Source organism: Janthinobacterium sp. GMG2 (assembly GCF_033949445.1).
GTDB lineage: Bacteria > Pseudomonadota > Gammaproteobacteria > Burkholderiales > Burkholderiaceae_D > Janthinobacterium > Janthinobacterium aestuarii.
The window spans coordinates 311,427-330,823 of sequence record NZ_JAXAWA010000002.1 but is presented as its reverse complement, the minus strand read 5'-3'; the positions used below and the strand labels follow the sequence as shown (position 1 = coordinate 330,823).

General features: G+C 58.3%; 27 protein-coding genes and 1 tRNA gene. 9 read left to right on the top strand and 19 right to left on the bottom strand.

What is annotated here, in order from left to right; translation table 11 throughout:
• Positions 1-5: 5 nt before the first annotated feature.
• Positions 6-842 (bottom strand): hypothetical protein, encoded by an 837-nt coding sequence (locus SKZ59_RS07555; protein WP_319991279.1) that lies wholly within the window; start codon positions 840-842, stop codon positions 6-8.
• 112 nt (positions 843-954) lie between these two features.
• On the opposite strand from SKZ59_RS07555, the gene SKZ59_RS07550 reads away from it, so the two are divergent.
• The 4 genes from SKZ59_RS07550 (at position 955) to SKZ59_RS07535 (ending at position 2,682) form a co-directional block, all read left to right on the top strand.
• On the top strand, positions 955-1,401 hold the full coding sequence (locus SKZ59_RS07550) for a DUF2939 domain-containing protein (protein WP_319991278.1): 447 nt from the start codon (positions 955-957) through the stop codon (positions 1,399-1,401).
• 127 nt (positions 1,402-1,528) lie between these two features.
• Positions 1,529-2,029 carry a DUF2939 domain-containing protein gene (locus SKZ59_RS07545; RefSeq protein ID WP_319991277.1) on the top strand — a complete coding sequence of 167 codons (501 nt, stop codon included), beginning with the start codon at positions 1,529-1,531 and terminating at the stop codon, positions 2,027-2,029.
• A gap of 51 nt (positions 2,030-2,080) precedes the next feature.
• Complete coding sequence (locus SKZ59_RS07540) at positions 2,081-2,293, top strand: hypothetical protein (RefSeq protein WP_034755154.1); 213 nt, start codon at positions 2,081-2,083, stop codon at positions 2,291-2,293.
• On the top strand, positions 2,293-2,682 hold the full coding sequence (locus SKZ59_RS07535) for a nuclear transport factor 2 family protein (RefSeq protein WP_319991276.1): 390 nt from the start codon (positions 2,293-2,295) through the stop codon (positions 2,680-2,682). Before SKZ59_RS07540 ends, SKZ59_RS07535 begins: the two co-directional genes overlap by 1 nt.
• Before the next feature lie 52 nt (positions 2,683-2,734).
• On the opposite strand, the gene SKZ59_RS07530 is transcribed toward SKZ59_RS07535, so the two are convergent.
• Complete coding sequence (locus SKZ59_RS07530; protein ID WP_319991275.1) at positions 2,735-2,950, bottom strand: hypothetical protein; 216 nt, start codon at positions 2,948-2,950, stop codon at positions 2,735-2,737.
• Here SKZ59_RS07530 and SKZ59_RS07525 point away from each other — a divergent pair.
• From SKZ59_RS07525 to SKZ59_RS07515, 3 genes are all read left to right on the top strand, one after another.
• The gene (locus SKZ59_RS07525) at positions 2,949-4,673 is read left to right on the top strand and encodes a methyl-accepting chemotaxis protein (RefSeq protein ID WP_319991274.1); all 1,725 of its coding nucleotides are present in this window, start codon (positions 2,949-2,951) and stop codon (positions 4,671-4,673) included. The two genes, SKZ59_RS07530 and SKZ59_RS07525, sit on opposite strands and share 2 nt — an antisense overlap.
• Before the next feature lie 438 nt (positions 4,674-5,111).
• On the top strand, positions 5,112-7,397 hold the full coding sequence (locus SKZ59_RS07520) for a TonB-dependent receptor (RefSeq protein WP_319991884.1): 2,286 nt from the start codon (positions 5,112-5,114) through the stop codon (positions 7,395-7,397).
• A gap of 102 nt (positions 7,398-7,499) precedes the next feature.
• A tRNA-Leu gene (locus SKZ59_RS07515) sits at positions 7,500-7,586 on the top strand.
• 94 nt (positions 7,587-7,680) lie between these two features.
• Here the strand turns inward: SKZ59_RS07515 and SKZ59_RS07510 are convergent.
• Genes SKZ59_RS07510 through SKZ59_RS07495 form a run of 4 tightly spaced genes read right to left on the bottom strand, consistent with a single transcriptional unit; the run spans position 7,681 to position 10,312 of the window.
• Positions 7,681-8,790: a tyrosine-type recombinase/integrase gene (locus tag SKZ59_RS07510; RefSeq protein ID WP_319991273.1), complete on the bottom strand. Its 1,110-nt coding sequence runs from the start codon at positions 8,788-8,790 to the stop codon at positions 7,681-7,683.
• Positions 8,791-8,793: 3 nt separating this feature from the next.
• Entirely contained in the window at positions 8,794-9,096 is a 303-nt protein-coding gene (locus tag SKZ59_RS07505; protein ID WP_319991272.1) for a DUF4224 domain-containing protein, read from the bottom strand.
• Complete coding sequence (locus SKZ59_RS07500) at positions 9,093-9,329, bottom strand: hypothetical protein (protein WP_319991271.1); 237 nt, start codon at positions 9,327-9,329, stop codon at positions 9,093-9,095. Before SKZ59_RS07500 ends, SKZ59_RS07505 begins: the two co-directional genes overlap by 4 nt.
• Positions 9,326-10,312 carry a hypothetical protein gene (locus tag SKZ59_RS07495; RefSeq protein ID WP_319991270.1) on the bottom strand — a complete coding sequence of 329 codons (987 nt, stop codon included), beginning with the start codon at positions 10,310-10,312 and terminating at the stop codon, positions 9,326-9,328. The genes SKZ59_RS07500 and SKZ59_RS07495 overlap by 4 nt, the downstream gene beginning before the upstream one ends.
• Before the next feature lie 193 nt (positions 10,313-10,505).
• Here SKZ59_RS07495 and SKZ59_RS07490 point away from each other — a divergent pair, with 193 nt between their 5' ends.
• Complete coding sequence (locus SKZ59_RS07490) at positions 10,506-11,204, top strand: hypothetical protein (protein WP_319991269.1); 699 nt, start codon at positions 10,506-10,508, stop codon at positions 11,202-11,204.
• Positions 11,205-11,221: 17 nt separating this feature from the next.
• Here SKZ59_RS07490 and SKZ59_RS07485 read toward each other — a convergent pair whose 3' ends face one another.
• From SKZ59_RS07485 to SKZ59_RS07425, 13 genes are all read right to left on the bottom strand, one after another.
• Positions 11,222-12,031, bottom strand: a complete 810-nt coding sequence (locus SKZ59_RS07485; protein WP_319991268.1) for a PRTRC system ThiF family protein — start codon at positions 12,029-12,031, stop codon at positions 11,222-11,224.
• An 11-nt stretch (positions 12,032-12,042) separates the two neighbouring features.
• Positions 12,043-12,813, bottom strand: coding sequence for a PRTRC system protein A (locus tag SKZ59_RS07480; RefSeq protein ID WP_319991267.1), 771 nt, complete (start codon positions 12,811-12,813; stop codon positions 12,043-12,045).
• Between the two features lie 44 nt (positions 12,814-12,857).
• Positions 12,858-13,607 carry a PRTRC system protein B gene (locus SKZ59_RS07475; protein ID WP_319991266.1) on the bottom strand — a complete coding sequence of 250 codons (750 nt, stop codon included), beginning with the start codon at positions 13,605-13,607 and terminating at the stop codon, positions 12,858-12,860.
• On the bottom strand, positions 13,604-14,653 hold the full coding sequence (locus SKZ59_RS07470; RefSeq protein ID WP_319991265.1) for a PRTRC system protein F: 1,050 nt from the start codon (positions 14,651-14,653) through the stop codon (positions 13,604-13,606). The genes SKZ59_RS07475 and SKZ59_RS07470 overlap by 4 nt, the downstream gene beginning before the upstream one ends.
• Entirely contained in the window at positions 14,653-14,853 is a 201-nt protein-coding gene (locus SKZ59_RS07465; protein WP_319991264.1) for a hypothetical protein, read from the bottom strand. Before SKZ59_RS07465 ends, SKZ59_RS07470 begins: the two co-directional genes overlap by 1 nt.
• A gap of 2 nt (positions 14,854-14,855) precedes the next feature.
• Positions 14,856-15,251, bottom strand: coding sequence for a PRTRC system protein C (locus SKZ59_RS07460; RefSeq protein ID WP_319991263.1), 396 nt, complete (start codon positions 15,249-15,251; stop codon positions 14,856-14,858).
• 14 nt (positions 15,252-15,265) lie between these two features.
• On the bottom strand, positions 15,266-15,850 hold the full coding sequence (locus tag SKZ59_RS07455; RefSeq protein ID WP_319991262.1) for a PRTRC system protein E: 585 nt from the start codon (positions 15,848-15,850) through the stop codon (positions 15,266-15,268).
• Between the two features lie 44 nt (positions 15,851-15,894).
• A complete protein-coding gene (locus SKZ59_RS07450; protein WP_219327149.1) occupies positions 15,895-16,083 on the bottom strand; it encodes a hypothetical protein in 189 nt (62 codons plus the stop codon).
• A gap of 114 nt (positions 16,084-16,197) precedes the next feature.
• The gene (locus SKZ59_RS07445) at positions 16,198-16,341 is read right to left on the bottom strand and encodes a hypothetical protein (RefSeq protein WP_319991261.1); all 144 of its coding nucleotides are present in this window, start codon (positions 16,339-16,341) and stop codon (positions 16,198-16,200) included.
• Positions 16,338-16,667 (bottom strand): hypothetical protein, encoded by a 330-nt coding sequence (locus tag SKZ59_RS07440; protein ID WP_319991260.1) that lies wholly within the window; start codon positions 16,665-16,667, stop codon positions 16,338-16,340. The genes SKZ59_RS07445 and SKZ59_RS07440 overlap by 4 nt, the downstream gene beginning before the upstream one ends.
• 154 nt (positions 16,668-16,821) lie before the next feature.
• Positions 16,822-17,127 carry a hypothetical protein gene (locus SKZ59_RS07435; protein ID WP_319991259.1) on the bottom strand — a complete coding sequence of 102 codons (306 nt, stop codon included), beginning with the start codon at positions 17,125-17,127 and terminating at the stop codon, positions 16,822-16,824.
• An 8-nt stretch (positions 17,128-17,135) separates the two neighbouring features.
• On the bottom strand, positions 17,136-17,621 hold the full coding sequence (locus SKZ59_RS07430; RefSeq protein WP_319991258.1) for a hypothetical protein: 486 nt from the start codon (positions 17,619-17,621) through the stop codon (positions 17,136-17,138).
• Between the two features lie 19 nt (positions 17,622-17,640).
• Positions 17,641-18,357 (bottom strand): XRE family transcriptional regulator, encoded by a 717-nt coding sequence (locus SKZ59_RS07425; RefSeq protein ID WP_319991257.1) that lies wholly within the window; start codon positions 18,355-18,357, stop codon positions 17,641-17,643.
• A 349-nt stretch (positions 18,358-18,706) separates the two neighbouring features.
• Between SKZ59_RS07425 and SKZ59_RS07420 the strand changes: the two genes are divergently transcribed.
• Positions 18,707-19,318 carry a hypothetical protein gene (locus SKZ59_RS07420; protein ID WP_319991256.1) on the top strand — a complete coding sequence of 204 codons (612 nt, stop codon included), beginning with the start codon at positions 18,707-18,709 and terminating at the stop codon, positions 19,316-19,318.
• The last annotated feature ends 79 nt before the right edge of the window (positions 19,319-19,397 follow it).

Sequence of the window (19,397 nt, the reverse complement as noted above, 5' to 3'; positions counted from 1 at the left end):
AATAATCAGGATGCGTCGATGAGAGTTGCAATCCGCTGGTTGAGTTCCACATTTTCCGCCTGCAGCTGCGCCACCTTCTGTTTCAGGCTGGCGATCTCGCCGCGCAGGCGCTCCGCCTCACCAGGTGCCTGGGCCGCGTTGTCCGCCCACGGCTCGTTGCCCGTTTCCGGCGTATCCTGCGACACGTGGACTTTCGGCTCACGCGGCGTGCGCGTGGCGGCGCGCTGTTCGCGGATTTCCTTGGCCGCCTGGCGCAGCAGTTTTTTACCACCGGCGACGGCTGCCACCTGTTCTTCCGGCGGCAGGGATGCCACGGTGGCCGCCGCATTGATGGAGATCGTGCCCGAACGGACGGCTTCCACCAGTTCCGGCGACGCCGCTTTCTGGATTTTCTCGATCTGGCTGATCTGGTTGCTGCTCAACCGCGCCGCCTTGGCGACTTCTTCGCGCGTGCTCATGGGGGGCTTGGGCGCGTTTTCGCCGTCGGGCGCATCCTGGGCGCTGACGGGCGCCGGGCTGCGCGCGGCGACGATTTCCTTCTTGCGCAGGGCAAGCACGCCGCGCTGGAAATCCGACACGCTGCGGCGCGCCAAGTGATTGTCGATCATCCACAGCATGACGTCGTCGAGCGAGGTAAAGCTGGTGTTCTGGATAGTCTTGAATTCGATGCCGTGCTGGCGGCAGATGGCGTAGCGGTTATGCCCGTCGATCAGCACGTCGTTCCACAGCACCAGCGCATCGCGGCAGCCTTCGGCCAGCAGGCTGCGCTCGAGCGCCGCGTACTCGCTGGCGGTGAGCGGGTCGATATACGACTGCAGCACCTGATTGATAGTGATATTCATGGTTGTCCTCAATATTGCGGCGCGATGGTCCGCGCCGGCACGAATGCTACACCATCCGACATGCCTGGCCGGGTAAAATCACGGCGGCACAGCTCATACAAAAACACGGACCATGAAAAGAAAGTACGCCACCGCGATCATTTTTGGCGTTGCCGCCATCGGCTTCACCTGGGTCAGCCCCTACATCGCCATGTACCGCATCAGCATCGCGGCAAAATCCGTGCGCCTGGAAACCCTGGCGCAGCAGGCCGACCTGCCCGCCGTGCGGGCCAGCGTGGCGCGCCAGCTGCGGGCGGCCGGTGAAACGGCCAATGAAGACGATTTCAAGGAAATGCTCGACACCATCGTCTCGCCGCCCGGCATCACGGTGCTGATCCTGCACGGCAAGCAGGGGGCGGACGGCAAGCGCCACGACTTCGGCATGGCATACCGCTCGTGGAATGAAGTGGTGCTGCGGCGCAGCGGCGCCGGCTCTGCGGCCAGCCAGTTCCTGCTGCGCCGCCATGGCATCTGGGACTGGAAACTGGCGGACATTACCTTGCCGCCGGAATTACTCTGACGAAACTTGATCTAAAACAACACTTACCTAAACCGCCATATTGATTTTGGGAAATATTATGTAGAATGCCAACACTTCAGGCGCACCGGGTCGCCAGGGATCCGAGAGATCGCAGATGAAAAGATTGATGTTTCTCGCTGTAGCGGTACTGGTCTCGCTGGCCGGCGTCTTCTATGGCAGCCCGTATTTCACCATGGACAAGATCCGCGCGGCCACCATGGACGAGGATAGCCAGGCCCTGGCTGCACAGATCGACCTGCCACAGCTGCGCGGCAGTCTCGGGCAGCAACTGCATGCCCTGTTCTCGGCGCCGGAAGTGGCCGACGACATCAGTCCCGACGTCATCGATCCCTTGCTCGACACCATGCTGATGCCCGAAGGCATCGTCGCCTTGATGAAGCTCAATGACCGCTACGAAAAGCCACTCGCCAAGGTCAGCGACATCAGCGGCCGCAAGCGCAACACCAAGCCCGACTACAAACTGCGCTACACGTCCTGGAACAGCGTCGTGGTGCAGCGCGCCCACAGCAAAAGCCATATCGGCGAATTGACCCTGACGCGCGATGGCCTGTGGAGCTGGAAACTCACGTCGGTGGCGCTGCCCAAGAATCTGCTGGCCGACGCTTAAAACGGCCGCGCACTGCTATCATCTGCCCAACCACATTTCTTTGGAGGCAGCATGTCAGACCTGGTACAACACGCCCTGACCCACGCAGGCAAACCGGCCACCACGCCCTGGGTGGTGACCTTGATCAACGGTGAAAAACTCACCGGCCCCATTTCCCCGCTCAGCGACGGCTGCTACGCCATCGGCTTGGGACAGATCAAATACTTTTCCAGCGACAAGGTCGCCTGCCTGAATGTATCGGGCGCCGGCGCGTTTCCCATCTGATGACGGGGCCGGAGGGGCCGGACGCCACGGATCTGGCGGCGCAGCTGCAGGCGCTGGAAGCGGCGCTGCAAAGCCAGGCCGTGCGTGCCGACAGCGCCAGGCTGGCGGCATTGCTGGCCGACGAGTTCATCGAATTCGGCAGCTCGGGCACGCTGTGGACGCGCGCGGCGACACTGGCGGACTTGCCGGCGGAAGACTTTTGCCCGCGCAGCATCAGCGATTTTCAGGCCCGCTTGCTGGCCGACGATGTAGCCTTCGTTACCTACCGTTCGCAACGCCACGCCGGGGGCGCCCTGCCCGCCGGCGCCAGCTTGCGCAGTTCGCTGTGGAAGTGGCGCGATGGCCGCTGGCAAATGACCTTTCACCAAGGTACGCCGATACCTGTCTGAACAAGTATCCCATGTCGAAAAGTTGTTTTTTGACACGCAAAATCTGATTGATTTAATGAATTTTTTGTGCGACAATGAATTTAATAAATAAAACAAATAAATTATCTAAATCGGTTTTTTGAATTAATTCGATCCTCGCACCACGAATCCGTGTTCTGGATAGAAAAGCACTGCGTAAGGCATGACCCGCTGCCAGGCAAGTGCCTGCCACCCGTCCCACGCAAGCCCCCTTTCTAATCGTCACCACGTATTTTGGGAGAGACATCATGGATAAATTCACCGTACGCACCCAGCTCACTCTGGCTTTCGGCCTGCTGGTCTTTTTCCTCATCGGCATCTCGATCCTGTCCGTGCGGAGTTTTTCCACCTTCAACGCCGGCTTTGACCAGTATGTCAACGGCATCACGGCCCGCGCCAATAAGGCGCACCGCGTGCGTGACGCGATCGACATGCGTGCCGTGGCGGCCAGGAACCTGGTGCTCGTCACCAAACCGGAAGACCTGGAAATCGAACGCAAGCAGGTCTTGCAGGCGCATGCCGATGTCGTCAAGAACATGCAGCAGCTGCTGCAACTGGCACAGCAGCCGGAAGTATCGGACGAGGTGCGCGCCATCATCAGCAAGATCGACAGCATCGAAAAACGCTATGCTCCCGTGGCGCTAGGCATCGTCGACCTGGCGCTGCAAAAGAAAACCGAACAAGCCATCGTCAAGATGAACGAGGAATGCCGCCCGCTGCTGGCCGCCCTCGTCGCCGCCAGCGATGAATATTTCGCCCTGACGGACAGGCACTCCGCCGTCATCCTGCAGGAAGACAAGGAGCACTACATTCTCAACAGGAATATCCTCATCGGCGCCAGCTTGCTGTCCATCGTGCTGGCGGGCCTGGCTGGCTGGCTCATCACGCGTAGCCTGCTCAAGGCGCTGGGCGCAGAACCGAAACAGCTGTGCGACGCCGTCAGCCTGCTTGCCGCTGGCGATCTGACTGGCAAACTCAGTGTTGCACCGACCGATAGCGTCAGCGTGCTGTCGGCGCTGCAGCGCATGCAGGAGTCGCTGACTTCGGTAGTGTCTTCCGTGCGCCAGGATTCCGACACGGTCTCATTGGCCGCCGAGGAAATCTCCACCGGCAATAGCGACCTGTCGCTGCGCACGGAACAGCAAGCCAGTTCACTGGAAGAAACCGCGTCTTCGATGGAAGAACTCACGAGCACCGTGCGCAAGAATGCGGAAAATGCCCGCGAAGCCAATGTGCTGGCCACGACGGCATCGGAGGTCGCCAGCAAGGGTGGCGCCGTGGTGGGCCAAGTGATGGGCACCATGGACCTGATCAGCGAGTCGTCGCGCAAGATTGTCGACATCATCAGCGTCATCGACGGCATCGCCTTCCAGACCAATATCCTGGCCCTGAATGCAGCAGTGGAAGCGGCGCGTGCCGGCGAACAGGGCCGCGGCTTCGCCGTCGTGGCCACTGAGGTGCGCGGCCTGGCGCAGCGCAGCGCCAGCGCGGCCAAGGAAATCAAGGCGCTGATCGATGATTCCGTGAGCCGCGTCGATGCGGGCTCCAGGCTGGCAGCGCAAGCGGGCACGACGATGTCCGAGGTGGTTGCCAGCGTCGCCCGCGTCAGCAACATCATCGCGGAAATCACGGTGGCCAGCCAGGAACAGTCCACCGGCATCGAGCAGATCAACCAGGCTGTCGCCCAGATGGATAGCGTCACGCAGCAAAACGCGGCCCTGGTGGAAGAAGCGGCGGCGGCGGCCGAATCGCTGCGCGACCAGGCCAGCCACCTGGTGCAAACCGTGAGCATCTTCAAGACGCACGACAGCCATGTAGCGGTGGCGGCACCCACGCCAGCGCGCGCCAGCCGCAAGCCGCTGCGCCTGGTACCGGCGCCTGCCAGCAGCCCCGTCAAGCGCCAGGCCACACCGGCAAAACACCGTTCGGTACAAGCGGAAGCCGTGACGGCCGGCGATTGGGAAGAGTTTTAATTGACCAGACCGGGCATGCGGTCACGCGTGCCCCACGTCACACGCACAGGGAGATAGCCGCAGGCGTCGCCTTCCTGTCGCGCAGCAACAACAAGCCCCGTTCCAAAAAAATCTGTGGCAGTTGTTGTATTTCCCGTGCCCGGGCACAGGCAGCGCCGCAAAAACCATCGCTCTGTTTGCGCTCCCGCAGGAAACTCCACCACCATGCCAGGCCGCTGTTGCGCTCGCACAAGCCTGCCGGCACTCCACTATGCACCCACCAGATATTGACGACAAATACGATTTTATTCGTGTATTCAGTCGAAACAGATATGAATAGCCGCCGCTGGAAAATGGCATGAATACCAAAACTTTCCGTGCTAGCATGATTTTTCGTTCAGCTGGCCAGCGCCAGCTTGCATGCCCCCAACAACCTCGACCGACAGGAGCCGTTTCATGATGACACCGCATGCCAGCACAGTACGCCACACCCTGATTGCCCTGGCAATCGCTGCCGCCTTCCCCTTGCAGGCGATGGCACAGGACAACATCCCGGCGCCGGCCGCCGACGCCCCTGCCGCTCCGGCGGCACAGGCCGGTCCTGGCCAGCTGGAAACGGTGATCGTGACGGCGCAGCGGCGCGCGGAAAACATCAAGGACGTACCCATGTCGATCGCCACCCTGAAGGGGGACAAACTCGACACCCTGACGGCCGGCGGCGCCGACATCCGCTTCCTCAACAGCCGCTCGCCCAGCGTCTCCGTCGAATCGGATTACGGCCGCACCTTCCCCCGCTTCTACATTCGCGGCCTGGGCAATACCGACTTCGACCTGAACGCCTCGCAGCCGGTGGGCCTGGTGATGGATGACGTGGTGCAGGAAAACGCCATGCTCAAGGGTTTTCCCGTGTTTGACGTCGACCAGGTCGAGGTGCTGCGCGGCCCGCAAGGCACCCTGTTCGGCCGCAACTCGCCGGCCGGCGTGATCAAGTTCGATTCCGCCAAGCCCGTCTTCAAGACGGAAGGCTACCTGAGCGGCGGCTTCGGCAAGGATGGCATGAAGAACCTGGAAGGCGCCTTCAACGTGCCCGTCAGCGACACCGTCGCCCTGCGCTTTTCCGGCCAGACGCAACGCCGCGACGACCGCGTGCACAACCCGCGCCCCACCGGCACGCGCGACTTCGAAGGCTATGAAGACAGCGCCGCCCGCCTGCAGGTGCTCGTCAAGCCCACGCGCGACTTCAGCGCCCTGTTCAACGTGCATGCGCGCAACCTCGATGGCACGGCCACCTTGTTCCGCGCGAATATCCTGAAACAGGGCACGAATGACCTGGTCGACGGCTTTGATTACGATAACTACCCGACCGACGGCATCAACCGCCAGCACCTGAAAACCAAGGGCGGCAGCATGCGCCTGAAATGGGACTTGCCGGGCGTCACCCTGCATTCGATCACCGGCTACGAAAAACTCGATTTCTTCAGCCGCGCCGACGTCGACGGCGGCTATGGCGCCGTATACGCGCCGCCGATGGGCCCCGGCTTCATCCCCTTCGTCGTGGAAACGGCCGACGTGATCCCCAACCACAAGCAGATTTCGCAGGAATTCCGCGCCGAGTCGTCTGCCCGCGGCCCGCTGCAATGGATAGGCGGCCTGTTCTATTTCAAGGAAGATATCCAGATCGACAGCATCGGCTTCAACAGCCTGGCGCCCGGCAATCCGCAAAGCCCGAACTACGCGACGCAAAACCAGAGCTCGAAGTCGTACGCGGCCTTCGGCTCGCTCAACTACACGGTCTCGGACGCCCTGAAACTGCGCGCCGGCCTGCGCTACACGACCGACAAGAAGGATTTCTCGGCCAAGCGTGTGGAAGCGACCACGGCCGGCCCCTTCAACCTGAACGACACGTCGCACAACGTCAGCTGGGACTTGAGCGGCACCTATGTGCTCACGCCGGAAACGAATGCCTACGCGCGCATCGCCACCGGCTACCGCGCGCCGTCGATGCAGGGACGCCTGAACGGCCTGGCCGACCGCCCTTCGTTTGCCGGCGCCGAGAAAGCCTTGTCCGTCGAGGCAGGCATCAAGCAGGACCTGTTCGACAAGCGCGCACGCCTGAGCCTGGCCGTGTTCCAGTACCGGGTCAAGGACAAGCAATTGACGGCCGGCAGCGGCGCTGTCAACATGAACCAGCTGATCAACGCCGACAAGGCCACGGGCCGTGGCGTGGAACTCGATTTCCAGGCTAACCTCAGCGATTCGCTCAGCATGACCCTGGGCGGCAGCTACAACCACACGGAAATCCAGGACAAGAAGCTGTTCGTGCAAAGCTGCGGCAACGCGCAAAACAACCCGGCCAGCGGCTGCACCGTGACCGACCCGCTGGGCCCGTTCAAAGGCACGGCCTACATCGACGGCAACCCGCTGCCGCGCGCGCCGGAATGGCAGACCAACTTCACCCTGAAGTACAGCATTCCCCTCGCCAATGGCGAGTTCTACGCCTACACGGACTGGGCCTACCGCACCAGCTACAACTTCTTCCTGTATGAAGCGAAGGAATACAAGGCCAAGGAATTGCTCGAAGGCGGCTTGCGCGTCGGCTACAAATGGGACAAATACGAGCTCTCCGCATACGGCCGCAACATCACCAACCAGGTCCAGTCGCTGGGCGCGATCGATTTCGACAACCTGACGGGCATCGTCAACGAACCGCGCACGTATGGGGTGCAGTTCAAGGCAACGTTCTGACCGCCGGTAGATAAAACCGCACTGTCCGGCGCAAACCGGACAGTGCGGCTCAGGCACGAGATGGCGTGATGCGCATCACCTGTGCTAGAATCTCGCCGCGCTGCCCGGATGGTGAAACTGGTAGACACTGGAGACTTAAAATCTCCCGCCTGTAAGGGCGTGCCGGTTCGATTCCGGCTCCGGGCACCAGCGCACATGCATTTTACAGAGATAGTGACCACTATTTTTCTCGTTCCCACCAGTTCCGCAAAGCTGGTTTTGTTCCGCAAAAAGTCTCCCGTAGCTATTTTGTAGGCTTGACGAGCTTGCCTCGCCGATGTCGCACATACCTGGCTGTCATGGCCGTTGTGGTGTGCCCCAGCTGCGCTTGTGCCGCTGCAATTCCGCTAATTTCCTCCGTATCCGTGCCGGCCTTGGCTCGCAAATCCCGGAACTGAAAATTCTTGATGTCTTTGGCTATTCCTGGATTGTCGGCGGCCGCTTTCGCGCGCGCCGCTTCAAATGCATATCGCAGCATGTATTTCGTCATCTGCTGGCCATCGTCGTTATTGATCAGTCCTATGCCGACGACCGGGCGCTTGTCGATCAGTTCCAGCAACGCCGCCAGCTCACCTACGATCTCGATCCGTAATTTTTTGCGTGTTTTATTCTGGTTTATTTCGATTGCGCCATCTTTCAAATTGGCGCGCGTAATCTTCAGTATGTCGGCCGGTCGCTGGCCAGTGAGGTAAGCCAAATCGAGTGCGTCTCGCAGTCCTGACGCTGCCGCGGCATATACGGCTGAAAACACTTCATTGTCGACGTATACGTCCCTTCCCTCCTCCTTGAAGCCCTTGATCCCTGAACACGGGTTAGCTTGATTGGTCAAGCCAGCGCCACGTGCAAAATTCCAGATATGCGACAGCAGCGCCTTATCCCGATTGGCCGCAACTTGCCCTTCCTTGCCGGTCCAGTCGGGCACGGGTTTGCCACGCGCCGCCAAGCTGGCGTTCTTTTTCCGTTGCTCTTCGGCTATGCTGGTCGACCTCCACGTCAGGTATTGGCGCACCATTACCGGCAGAATGGAATCCATCGGCTCTTGACGATCATCGAAGAACTGGTACAGGTGCGCCAGCTCGTTCATGTTCTTGCGTTGCGTATCCAGGCCTTTTTTATTCATGACCTCCCGGATATAGCGCTCAGCCACCATGCGAAAAGTCGGCCGTGTTGCTGATGGAATCGCGCTGGCCGTCAACTCTGCCCATTTCCGCACAGCCTCGACATAGTCCGAGCCAAGCGATATTTCGCTTCGCGGCCGTTTGCCCGTATCCAGGAAGTAATAGGTAATCCGACCGCGATGGCGCGCTCGCATGCCCGTCGGCAGGTTTTTATTTCTGGTTGGAACTCGTCCCATGCGTTATTTCATCCTCAATCCAGGTGGAACCCAAGGGGATTTTTCCTGGGGTGCTGCTGCCGTCTTGCCGTCTATGGCTGTTCTCGCCACGACGGGTCGCCCGATAGCATTGATAAAAAATGGAACTCCCATTGCTCGCAGGGCCTGCACCTGCAGGCCTTTGAGCTTGCGCCCAGTTAAAACTGCGACATCATCTGCAGTCAGGAAGGTACCGCTCGCCTTCACGTTTTCAGCTGGTCCGTCAGCTGCTGGGCGACTAGCTTGAGAACTGCGCGGGATCACGCCCGCAAGTTGGCCGTGCATCATGGACTTTTCCTTTCGGCAGATGCCTCGATCATCTTGGCTACCTTCACCACGCAAGCGCCAACATCCGGCTCAAAACAAGGGCCGCCCCAGAATTCAGTAATTCCGATGTTGCCGACGCATTTGGTTTCCCATTCGATATTCAGCCCGTGCTTTTTTGCCAGCGGTACCCAGCGAGCCGCGCTGATCGGCTTCGGCAAGGGCTTGGGGGCGAAGCAGTCCGGAAGGCGGCTCATGATTTCACCGCCTTGCCGGCTTCAGCCCGTTCGTGCGCTGCCTTGAGATCGGCCGCCGCGGCCGTGCGCCAGTCATCACCGTGCTCGATCGCCAGGCGAAGATACCGGTCGAGCACGAAAGCCTGTTCGTCCTCGCATTTGGTGCGGATCTCGGCACCAGCTGCGCGATATACGTGTGCGATTGGTCCTGTACGAAAATTCGGCAATCCAAGAACATCGGCAAGTGCTGCCGTCATCTTGGCCGGATAGCGTAAGTCGCCATTGCTTTCGCTGTCATCTGCCAGCGCTGCACTGGCCCAGGCGGCGATGCCGGCTGGATATGCTGGGCGACAATGCGAGAAGCGACCTGCCAATACCGTTTGTAGCTCGGCATGTTCGATGCCATCGGCGCGCGCAAATGCTGGCCGCGCGATTTTTCCGCCTCGTTGGTGAATCATCATTGCGAAGTTACCTGCATCAACTGGGTCGCCTCCATTTGCCTGATTGCGCAGCATGGTTGTCAGATCGTCCACGCTACACTCCTCCGGGTCGTCCCAGCCGCCGCGCCCCTTTGCGCGTGCTAAGGCCAATTTTTCCTTCATAGCATGCGCAAAGCGGTCGACGGCAGCGTCATCGGCATGCTGTTCGGCCGCGGGTGGAATAGGTGCGGCCGCCAGCATTGCGCGGTATGCAGGCGCCATCGTGGCAAGCATGCCGGCGACCGCGTCGGCTGTCGTGCCTGGCGCCATATCCATCTGCATCAAGACGATCGGCGCTGCCAGGCGCGCCAAGGCAACATCCGCAGGTGTAGCCGTAGGCCAGACAGCTATTGCCGCAGCGGCGATAATCTCAGGTGTAGGCTCAAGCGGCACGAGTTTGTAGCCGTCTGGCACAACTAGTTGGGTGGCGGCCATAAAAAAAGCGTCAGCTTCGGTATGTTTAGGAACGTTCGCTCCAGGTGTATGAAGGTCGCGCAAGCGGCAAAATTCGCGGTAGATTTTCATAATGATGTCCTTTATTTCAAGTTATATATACTGTCAATTCTGCTAAATAAGATATAAGCACTGCGGTAGATTTCCTTCGTTCCGGACGTCATGAACTATTTCGGTATAGACCAGAATTTTCAATGCCATATTCCGGAAAGATTTTTAAAATATTTTCAATTTATTCACTAACAATCAAGCATGGAGATTAATAATGATCTGGGCGAAGAGACTATTTAGGTTTATAGCTGTACTTCTTGTTTTTTTGGCCGCGCGATATTTTCTAATTCATTTTTTAGAGCCATATCATTTTCAATTTGATCATAAACCCTCATTAAAGTGGATGGAGGATCATCCCGATTTGTCAGGTTGGGCACAGTTCGCTGGTGCTACGGCCGCTATTGTTCTTGCAATTATGGTTCCGGCATGGCAGCGTCATGGTCAAAACTTGGATCGTTGGCGCGATGTTCAAAGCGTAAATGCCTCTCTAGCGTTACTTTCTTATTACCTCCTAGGCGAAGTTAGAAATTACCTCAATGGCTATTTAGGGAGTGAAAGTATGCCAAGAATGTACTCCCGTAAAGATATAGAAACCGCTGATTTACTCCAACGGATTCATGCTCTTGAAAGCCGAGAAAATAATCAAAACCGCATAACAAGGTTATTCCGAGCTCGCGGGATGATTCTCCAAACCTCTACTGCGATGACCTCCCCATTTTCACAAAATGAACCATTGTCTAATGGAGAAACAGAGCTTCTTCGCGAGCGAATCGCTAACTTGAAGGAACTGATAACCGAGGCAGAAGAGGCGAACCACAATGCAATTGATGCGCTATCCCGCGCTAATTTATGGATGCCCTCACGTTTTATGTACTCTATTATTATTTTTATAATTAAGGGAAAAATAGTTTAAATGGATATGGGCGCACTTTATGCCATCACCAGCACACGCTGTTCTTCCGTCTCGGGCGCTTCCGGTACTGGTGCAGGCTCTTTCACCAGCAGAGGCCGCATGCTACCGGTACGCAGGTTGACGAAGGCGCCATGCCAGGTCAGGCGGCCATGCCGGAAAAATTCCCACAAAATGGAAAGCGCTGGCGTGACGACCGCCTGATTGATGAATAATTCCTGGCGCTCAAGCGCTTCGGCCAGGCCGCAGCTGGGCGTGTCGTCCTCGATGGCATGGACGTCGACCAACTCGGGCAGCACGCGGTACGGATCGGGCAGGCGCGCGCTGCCGGGTGGCGCCTTGTGGGCTGGGCTGCCGTCGGCGTTGGCCAGCTCGCCGAACAGCACTTGGCCGTCGGCGGCGCGGTTGCCCATGTCCATCAGGTAGTACGGCTTGTTCGGATGGCGCAGCGCGCGGCCGTTGGCGATTTCGTAGCGCGACTTGGCGCTGTCGACGCAGGCGATCAACATGTCGGGCGCGCCCTTGCCAGCTTCGTATCGACCGAAATGGGCCTCCCAGTTCAGGCCGAAAAATGCGTTGATGCGGCTGACCAGTACGATCGCCTTGCTCGATCCGACGTCGAACTGGCCAAACATTTGGCGACCCATGTTGGCCTCGCTGACCGTGTCCGGGTCGAACGCGATCACGTTCAGGCCGGGGTGGCCCAGTGCCGTCAGCGCGTGGTTCAGGCGCGCCAGGCCGGTCAGCATTTGCGAGCCATTGCCGCCGCAGCCCACCAGGTGAATCATCACCTGGTGCTGAAGGAAATGCGCGGGAGTAATGTGGGGCATGTCGATGGCTCCTACGCGGCAGCCAGTTCGGCCGTGAAAATCTTGTCGGCCGGTACCGCCAGCGTTATGAACAGGCCCAGCACGCACAGCCGGAATGCGACCGTCGGCAGCTGCTGGTCCAGGTTGCCGTACACGCCGGAAATTTTCACGGTGCCGGCGTCGTCCAGGTTGTCGGTCTCGCTGAAAAACGCCGGATGCGCGCCATGGCTGTGCAAGTCGATGGTCAGGTGCTCGCGCTCTGCCAGCAACAATTGCTGGTACTGGATGTGGCCGCTGGTCGGTTCGCCGATCGGCAATGGATAGCGCAAGGCCCACTCGCGCGTTTCGTCGTTCCAGATCAAGCTGGCCGCGCTCTCGATCGGGGACTGCAGGCGCGCCACCTCACCAAAAGCGCGCAATTCCGCAAGCGCGCTGCCGATCTTGCCGAACGCGAATTCGACCTTGGGCACGATGGCGCCAAACGGCATGCGCACCGCTTTTTGCTCCGCCAGGCGCTGGATCAGGTACAGCCACGGCCGGCGCACCTCCAGGTAGACGCCGTCATCAGCCATCAGGAAGCGGTGGCCGGCTTCCTCCAGCGCGTGAAACTCGCTGTGCAACGGCACCACGACGACCGGTGCGGCGCGCAACAGCGCCATATCCATGGCCAGTTTTTCCGGATCGGCCGCTTCTTCGTCGACAGCCAGCAGCAGCGGGCGCGCGTCGCGCAGCGCCGTTTCGGTGTGCAGTAGGAACGCCTCGTAGGACGTTTTGGTGATATTGAGCAGTTCATCGAATTTCATTGCAAGATCTTGGCCGTTCATCGTGTGTCCTTTGGTATGGGTGGTTATTGGTTGCTGTTGCTTTGTGTGATGCGCGCAATCGCGCTTTGTAAATCTTCTTTCGTTGACGCCAGCGCGCTGCGCATCGCGTCAGGGTCCGGCTTGGCCAGCTGGCTGACCCAAACGGCTTTCGTGCCTCCCTTGTTTTTCACCGCATGCGGCGTCTGCCGGTTCGAGTGGGTGAAGTGGCTTCGAAAAAATGCGTCTTCATAGGCGGGTATCGCACTGGCGGCGAGCGCTTCGGGCAGGTCGACATTGCCGGTACAAATGCGGCCGCCATCCCACACATTGAAGTGCGGCGAGTGATACAGGGTTGTGGTGGGGCCAGGCCTGGTCGAGTCGCGCAGGGCGAATACATACCAGCTGCCTGGCACGGCCACAAACACCAGGGCCGGATGCGCTGCCGGGCCGTGGGTGGTACCGATCTCGGGGTAACTCGATTTGAACCAGGTGGTGCGCACCGCCGCAGGCGTCCACCAGGCGATCATGTTCGGCGCCGTGTACAACAAATTTTCAGGCACAAAGCCGGCGTAGGCGGTTTTGACGCTAACTCGCGCTGCAAACGCCGCCAGGGCGGCTTGCGTCATCGGTACACCGGGCCCGATCACGCGCCGCGCAGGGTTATTGGCATCGATCTCGATCCCGTGCGTCGTGGCGTAGATAGGGCCGCTATGATTGTCTGCCTGGTACAGCAGCAAGGCACCGCTCAGGCTCAGCGTGGTGTCGCCGGCGGCTATGATGGCCACGGTTTTCATATGGGTTCTCCGATTAGTTCCAGCAGGCGCTCGGTCAGCTGGGCCAGTTGCATGACCTGGCTGGTACGCGATTGATATTTTTTGATGGCGGCGCCCGACGGCACCATCCCGTGAACGTCGATGAATTCGATGTATTCGCCCGATGCGCCGTGCATGTTCAATTCGTCATCGAGCACGCGGCTAATCTGGTCGTTATCGCGCCACAGCAGCACCATGCAGCCATCAACGCAGTCGGCCGGATAGTTGTGCGCGCCTACCTCATGTGGCCGAATAGTAAATTCCGGGCCGTTGACCAGCGCGGCAATGGCATCGCAGGCGGCAATCACGTCGCGGTGAAAGCTGTTGCTGGCGGCGGCGACGATCTCGCCGCGCGACAGCACGCGTGCTGGGTGCGTTACCCAGCGCGGCATGTCGCCGTAAAATTCGGCTCGCGTCAGAATGTCGCCATCGTCGATCACCTGCTGAATGGTGTCGTAGCCGCGATCCTCGCGCTGATCTTCGAGCAATTCTTCGTCCGTCTGGCATTCGTGCCAGTGCAGCCACTCTGCCGCGCTGACCGCGCGCCACGGGTCCAGCGCATTCGGCAGGTACATCGTGGCATCGAAAAGAACGGCCAGCACTGTCTGCCCGAAGCCGGCCAGGTGCTGCTCCATCTCGGTAATGCGCGGCTCCAGGGCGAAACGCGGCATCGGAACGTCTGTATTTCTGGTCATGCAAAACCAGATGGTGCCTGAATCATGCTGGTGGTGATATCCATCTTCAGGCAACTGCTGCACATGCAGGCCCCAGCTGAAATATTTGGCGTAATACTGGATCGAGGTCCACCAGGTGCTCAGGGCCTTTACTGCTAGCGCCCTTTCGTCCGGTTCGGCAAATACCTCGACCAGTAGCGCGTTCGGGCGCGGGTTGAGCATGGCGGCGGTAATTTGGTTTGCCTGCAGCAGGGCAATTGCAAGAGGCGCGACCAAACTATTTGGCTCGCGCATGCGCACGGCCGAAGGAATGCCCGCATGCAGGGCTGGCATCGCCAGCAGGCCCGGCCCCATCAAGGCAGCACCACGTGGGCGAAGGACGGCGCCAGTAAGCGCGGGCGGTTGCGCGTTTTGTCGCGTGCCAGGGTGCTGGCCAGCGCGTGAGCCAGGGATGAATTCACCTCGGCCGGGGTGATCGTATTGGCCGGAACGCCGCTTGAAGCCAGGGTGCCGGCTTCGCGCAGCTGCGCGATTGCGGTTTTGCGCGTCAACATGATCAGGCCGCCACGCTGCAGTGTTTGCTGTGCAGTTCGGCCAGACGCACGCGCGCATCGTGGTCGATGAATGTCACCTCGTTGCGACCCACTGCGGCCTGCAGTTCCTTGATGAATTCGGCGTCTTCGCCGTCGAGCCAGTTGGCGTGCAGCAGCGCGCCGACGTCACGAATCAGGCTCGTCAGCTCGCAGCCCTTGGTGCCGACGGCGCGACGGAAGGTGTAGACCGATTTGGCGCCCAACTGCTCGGGGCCCTCGATATCGGCGCTGATGATTTCAGGGTAGACCGTGGCGTAGAAGTCGCGCACCTGCACCAGGTTGAAGGTGCTGTTCGGGTCTTGCAGCACCACGCCGTTATAACGGAATTCGCGGATCAGTTTTTCGATTTGCATTGCCATGGCAGATAGCTTTCTTAGAACAGGTCGAGGGTTACCGTGTCGACGGCGGCGGTGATTGCGGCGTTGCTGGCAGGCGGCAACGTGTTTTCTTCCTTCTCTTCAATATCAGCGGCGCCAGCTGGAGGCACGGCGCCATCCTGGGTGGCCGCGCCCGGTGCTTCTCCAGCGCCGGCGTCGTTGCCGGGTGGAAGCTGGTCGTCTTGTTGGCCTGCCTTATCTGCGGTGACGGCCGTGCCTTCGCCGACTGGTGATGCACCTTCGTTCTTTTTCGGCCGGCCTGGTCCTGAGCGCTTGGCCGCTTCTTTCGGCGCCGCTTTACCGCTGGCTGTTGACGCGACGGGATCGGCGCCGACGGCGTTCGCTGCCTCGACTTGCTGCAGTAGCGACAGCTTCGGCGCCTGCCAGGATTGGATGGCCGCGGCAAAGCCGTCGTCCAGCTCGGCCGGGCTGGCCACCAGCGACAGCGGCTGCAACTTGTGGGCCTTGGTCTTGTCGCCTGCCTGGATGGGAGTGATGCTGACGCGCATATCGTCGCCCTCAGCGGTGACGACGATCATCAGCGTCGCGCTTTGGGTGAGCGCGTGCAATGCTGTAAACATGGCGTGCTTTCTATGGTTGGTGCTGCGGTTGGTGTTGCTCGGAATTAATCGTTGTCGTTCGCCTGCATTTTTTTCGGATCGAACCTGTCACGGCGCTTCATGTGGCGGCGCGCCACCGCGTACAGCGTGGCCCGCAGATTTGGCACCTTGAGCAGCTCGTCGAGTGGCCTGGTGGTATGCAGCTGGCCGTAGGCGATTTCCAGCGCGGCGCGGTCGGGTTCGATCTTGGTCATGTCAGAATCCGTTTCGATAGACGTGCAAAGCGTGGCGCGCGGCGACGTAGATGCTGGCGCCGCGGCGGCGGTAAAAACTGAAGAGGTTGAAAATGGTGCGCATGACGGGCTCTTTCAGCGAGGTTTCGCGGTGATGACGCACGGTCCAAAGCGATCGATTGCAGCCATGATCACGGCGGCGCTGTCGGTACCCAAGGCCGAATAGGTGAGCAGCGGCTCGGCGGCCCGGCATACGGTGACGGTGAAGGTGCGCATCATGCTTGGTCCACCGCGCTGAGCACCAAGCGCATGCGGTTCATGGTTTCGGGTAACACTTCCCCGCTCAACTCATAATCAGCACTGGCCGCGCGTAACGCGCCCGCCATTTCACTGGATAGCGCCATGCGGGCTGCCGCCCGGTGGGTCGATCCCAGGCCGTGCTGAGCAATCGAAACAAGGGCTAGTTTTTCGCCGCGCTCATTCGCCAAGCTGTACGTGGCGCCAACTGCATTGCGCTGTAGCCGATTTGAAAGCACAAGTGCCACCCGGCGCACACGTGTGACGTTTGCATTCGGTAATGAAAGTGCTTGAATTTTGGCGGGCATACTTCTCTCCATCGGTGGCAAGATGTTTCGATGGAATGAATTATTACATACGTATTTTATTTTAACAATACGTATGTAATATTTTTTGACGGCCTAAGATTTTCTCTCGAAAAAACTACTAGAGGTGTTGATAGTTACTTATGGGAAATATTTTTTAGAATGGGACTTCCGCCGCATGAGCATGGTCATGGGCAGGCAGATCGGCCCATGCTATTTCATCAACATTGATTCTTTGTAAAAATAAATCAATGTTGAATGTTGCGTAGGCTCTGGAAAATCCGCAAACTCTTGGTGAGAGCAGGATGATTGGGGCTGCGAAAAGTGCTCTTTCAACAAATTTCAACATGCGCTGGGCTTGATGCGGATAGGTAAATTCGGGGTCAACCAGCACCAGGGCAAGGTGGACACCTAAAATGCTAATGGTTGCAGTTCCTAAAACTGCCCCGGAGATTTCCCCCATGAGTTTTTCTAATTATTAGGCGGTTGACAAATTTCTTTCCAGTGATCTTCAAATACCTCTTGGGTTGCCATGCGCTCGCGTTCGCTATCTGAATATTTTACGACCTTACCGCCCGCTGCCTTTATTTCGTTTTGCCTCTTAAGAAATGCTATCTGCTTGTCCAGAGTTTTCAAAATTTCCTCGGTATTGAGTTCGCCTATCAGTCCTGATCCTTCGTAATAAATCTTTCCTAACTTAACATTGGAAATAAATCTTTTAAATCCGACGTAAGCACCGTAATCGTTCTTTGCATTCATTTCTCCACAATGCCAGCCATTGCTAGTGAGTCGTTCAGCCTTGAACTGTGCGCTACCAGGGTCTTTTGCAATTGCGCGTACAGGCTCCCGGACCTTGGGCAAGGTGATCCAAGAGTCATAATTTGCATAGAGTATGGCTGACCCAAGTACTACAATGCCGAACGAAAAGTAAACTGCCAGTTTTATTTTTTGCATCATCGTGTTTTATTGTGAGAAATTAAATTCGATCTGTTTCTCTACGAACTACGCGGCCAATCATGATACATTCTCCGCCCCTGCAGCTTTTGCGATGATACTTTCGCTGATCTGGATTATCTGAAGAAAGCCACCATTGCCCCATGTCTCTCGAAAGTCGCTTAATTACCGCCTCGCCTTCATAGTTCACGGCATAAACCATTCCATCAACCATTTCCACCTGCGCTGTATTAACAATTACCAAATCCCCTGGGTATAAATTTGGTTCCATGGACTCTCCTTTTACCGTCAGTGCAATTAATGCACTGGGCCGATATTTATTCCTGTCGACCCAATTCTTTGCAACGCTAACTTTTGAGCCGTCATGTATTTCTGGGACCGTTTGGAATCCAGTGATACCAGCCGAAAGCTGTAGTTGCACTTTAGGTATCTGGTAGAAGTCGGGGTCGCCTTCCTCTGCAACAACGACTCCGATTTTTTCAACGTTTTCAGGTACGGCTCCCCAAGTCACGGGGAATGGATCACCTTTACCCTCTGCGAGCCAAACGGGATCAACTTCCAAGGCTTTTGCAATGCTGGTTATGCTTCTTGACGTGCTCGTTCGCCCGGACTCTAGGTGGCCGATGGCTCCCTGGGAAACCCCCGCACGTGTCGCTAGGTCGACTTGCGTAAAGTCGTTGCCATCTCGCAAACTTTTTTGCGATCGTGCCCAGATAAGTCGTTCAGCTAGTGTCTTCATATTACGATTGTAATAAACAGTGCAAATACATAGGTATTGTTAAAGCAAAATACATATGTAATAATTTGGTATGGATACGAAAAAAATTGTCTCAGAATTGCTTGCTATCGGCCTGACACAACAAGCCTTGGCGGACAAGGTGCCATGCCACCAATCCACGATAAACGCATTTTCACGAGGTAATCGAGGGAGTCGGCCAACGCTGGCTATTGGGTTGCGTCTGATGCAACTCCATACGGAATTGTGTGGCAAACCTGCCGCTGGCTCCTGCGGAAGCGATTCCTAAATACGTTTGAAGATGCGAAATATTGTTCATTGACCCAGCATAAATTACGACAAGGAATAAAGCATGCGGAACGATTCGCACAAGAAAACTCTGATCGGCATCCTGCGCGAACACGTCAGCTCTTGGCGAAAAGATGTCGGCCTGTCGAGCTACAGCGCGATCAGCGTGATCGTTCAGGCGCACGACGAGGCGGGCGGTCCGGCTGCCACCGGAATTCGCTTCGAACCCCATCCGGACGAGTACCAGCGCACGAAAAACAACGGCGACCGCGTACTGCGCTGGCTGGATGATGAATCGAAGGAAAACAACCTGTTGCCGGCCAATTTCGTGTTGTCGGTGCTGGCCGGCCTGCCGCCTGCCGAGCGGATGGATTGTCTGAACGAATTGCTGCATCGCTTCGGCCTGTGCGTGCGCTCCCTGGAAACGGCCGACGAAATCGGCCTTGGCCTGTCCGACGTATGCGAGATGGCCAGCGCCGACGCTGATGCGCTGGCAGCCGTTGCCACCGCAATAGCCCAGCCGACACAAGCCAACCTGGACCTGGCCCTGCGACGCACCGCCCGCGCCCACGAAAAGAAAGCGCGCGTGGTGCGCCTGCTCGAAGGAGCCAAACGCGCCATGAGCCGCACCAGAGCGGTTATCGACAAGGTGCTCCACCCGGCGCGGCAGCGATAACGCCTATCTGAATGGGCCGGCCTAATTATGAAGGCCGGCTCTTTTTTGCCCTATTTGTTGCTATTGGGAAATTGATTGT

Coding starts and splice junctions, on each gene's coding strand:
- SKZ59_RS07495 (WP_319991270.1), bottom strand. CDS start 10,312: ATGAAAATCTACCGCGAATTTTGCCGCTTGCGCGACCTTCATACACCT.
- SKZ59_RS07425 (WP_319991257.1), bottom strand. CDS start 18,357: ATGAAGACACTAGCTGAACGACTTATCTGGGCACGATCGCAAAAAAGT.
- SKZ59_RS07440 (WP_319991260.1), bottom strand. CDS start 16,667: ATGCCCGCCAAAATTCAAGCACTTTCATTACCGAATGCAAACGTCACA.
- SKZ59_RS07445 (WP_319991261.1), bottom strand. CDS start 16,341: ATGATGCGCACCTTCACCGTCACCGTATGCCGGGCCGCCGAGCCGCTG.
- SKZ59_RS07545 (WP_319991277.1), top strand. CDS start 1,529: ATGTTTCTCGCTGTAGCGGTACTGGTCTCGCTGGCCGGCGTCTTCTAT.
- SKZ59_RS07475 (WP_319991266.1), bottom strand. CDS start 13,607: ATGAAAACCGTGGCCATCATAGCCGCCGGCGACACCACGCTGAGCCTG.
- SKZ59_RS07555 (WP_319991279.1), bottom strand. CDS start 842: ATGAATATCACTATCAATCAGGTGCTGCAGTCGTATATCGACCCGCTC.
- SKZ59_RS07450 (WP_219327149.1), bottom strand. CDS start 16,083: ATGACCAAGATCGAACCCGACCGCGCCGCGCTGGAAATCGCCTACGGC.
- SKZ59_RS07460 (WP_319991263.1), bottom strand. CDS start 15,251: ATGGCAATGCAAATCGAAAAACTGATCCGCGAATTCCGTTATAACGGC.
- SKZ59_RS07480 (WP_319991267.1), bottom strand. CDS start 12,813: ATGAAATTCGATGAACTGCTCAATATCACCAAAACGTCCTACGAGGCG.
- SKZ59_RS07525 (WP_319991274.1), top strand. CDS start 2,949: ATGGATAAATTCACCGTACGCACCCAGCTCACTCTGGCTTTCGGCCTG.
- SKZ59_RS07535 (WP_319991276.1), top strand. CDS start 2,293: ATGACGGGGCCGGAGGGGCCGGACGCCACGGATCTGGCGGCGCAGCTG.
- SKZ59_RS07435 (WP_319991259.1), bottom strand. CDS start 17,127: ATGGGGGAAATCTCCGGGGCAGTTTTAGGAACTGCAACCATTAGCATT.
- SKZ59_RS07430 (WP_319991258.1), bottom strand. CDS start 17,621: ATGATGCAAAAAATAAAACTGGCAGTTTACTTTTCGTTCGGCATTGTA.
- SKZ59_RS07470 (WP_319991265.1), bottom strand. CDS start 14,653: ATGGGGCCGGGCCTGCTGGCGATGCCAGCCCTGCATGCGGGCATTCCT.
- SKZ59_RS07520 (WP_319991884.1), top strand. CDS start 5,112: ATGACACCGCATGCCAGCACAGTACGCCACACCCTGATTGCCCTGGCA.
- SKZ59_RS07540 (WP_034755154.1), top strand. CDS start 2,081: ATGTCAGACCTGGTACAACACGCCCTGACCCACGCAGGCAAACCGGCC.
- SKZ59_RS07550 (WP_319991278.1), top strand. CDS start 955: ATGAAAAGAAAGTACGCCACCGCGATCATTTTTGGCGTTGCCGCCATC.
- SKZ59_RS07510 (WP_319991273.1), bottom strand. CDS start 8,790: ATGGGACGAGTTCCAACCAGAAATAAAAACCTGCCGACGGGCATGCGA.
- SKZ59_RS07530 (WP_319991275.1), bottom strand. CDS start 2,950: ATGATGTCTCTCCCAAAATACGTGGTGACGATTAGAAAGGGGGCTTGC.
- SKZ59_RS07465 (WP_319991264.1), bottom strand. CDS start 14,853: ATGTTGACGCGCAAAACCGCAATCGCGCAGCTGCGCGAAGCCGGCACC.
- SKZ59_RS07420 (WP_319991256.1), top strand. CDS start 18,707: ATGCGGAACGATTCGCACAAGAAAACTCTGATCGGCATCCTGCGCGAA.
- SKZ59_RS07455 (WP_319991262.1), bottom strand. CDS start 15,850: ATGTTTACAGCATTGCACGCGCTCACCCAAAGCGCGACGCTGATGATC.
- SKZ59_RS07500 (WP_319991271.1), bottom strand. CDS start 9,329: ATGAGCCGCCTTCCGGACTGCTTCGCCCCCAAGCCCTTGCCGAAGCCG.
- SKZ59_RS07505 (WP_319991272.1), bottom strand. CDS start 9,096: ATGATGCACGGCCAACTTGCGGGCGTGATCCCGCGCAGTTCTCAAGCT.
- SKZ59_RS07485 (WP_319991268.1), bottom strand. CDS start 12,031: ATGCCCCACATTACTCCCGCGCATTTCCTTCAGCACCAGGTGATGATT.
- SKZ59_RS07490 (WP_319991269.1), top strand. CDS start 10,506: ATGATCTGGGCGAAGAGACTATTTAGGTTTATAGCTGTACTTCTTGTT.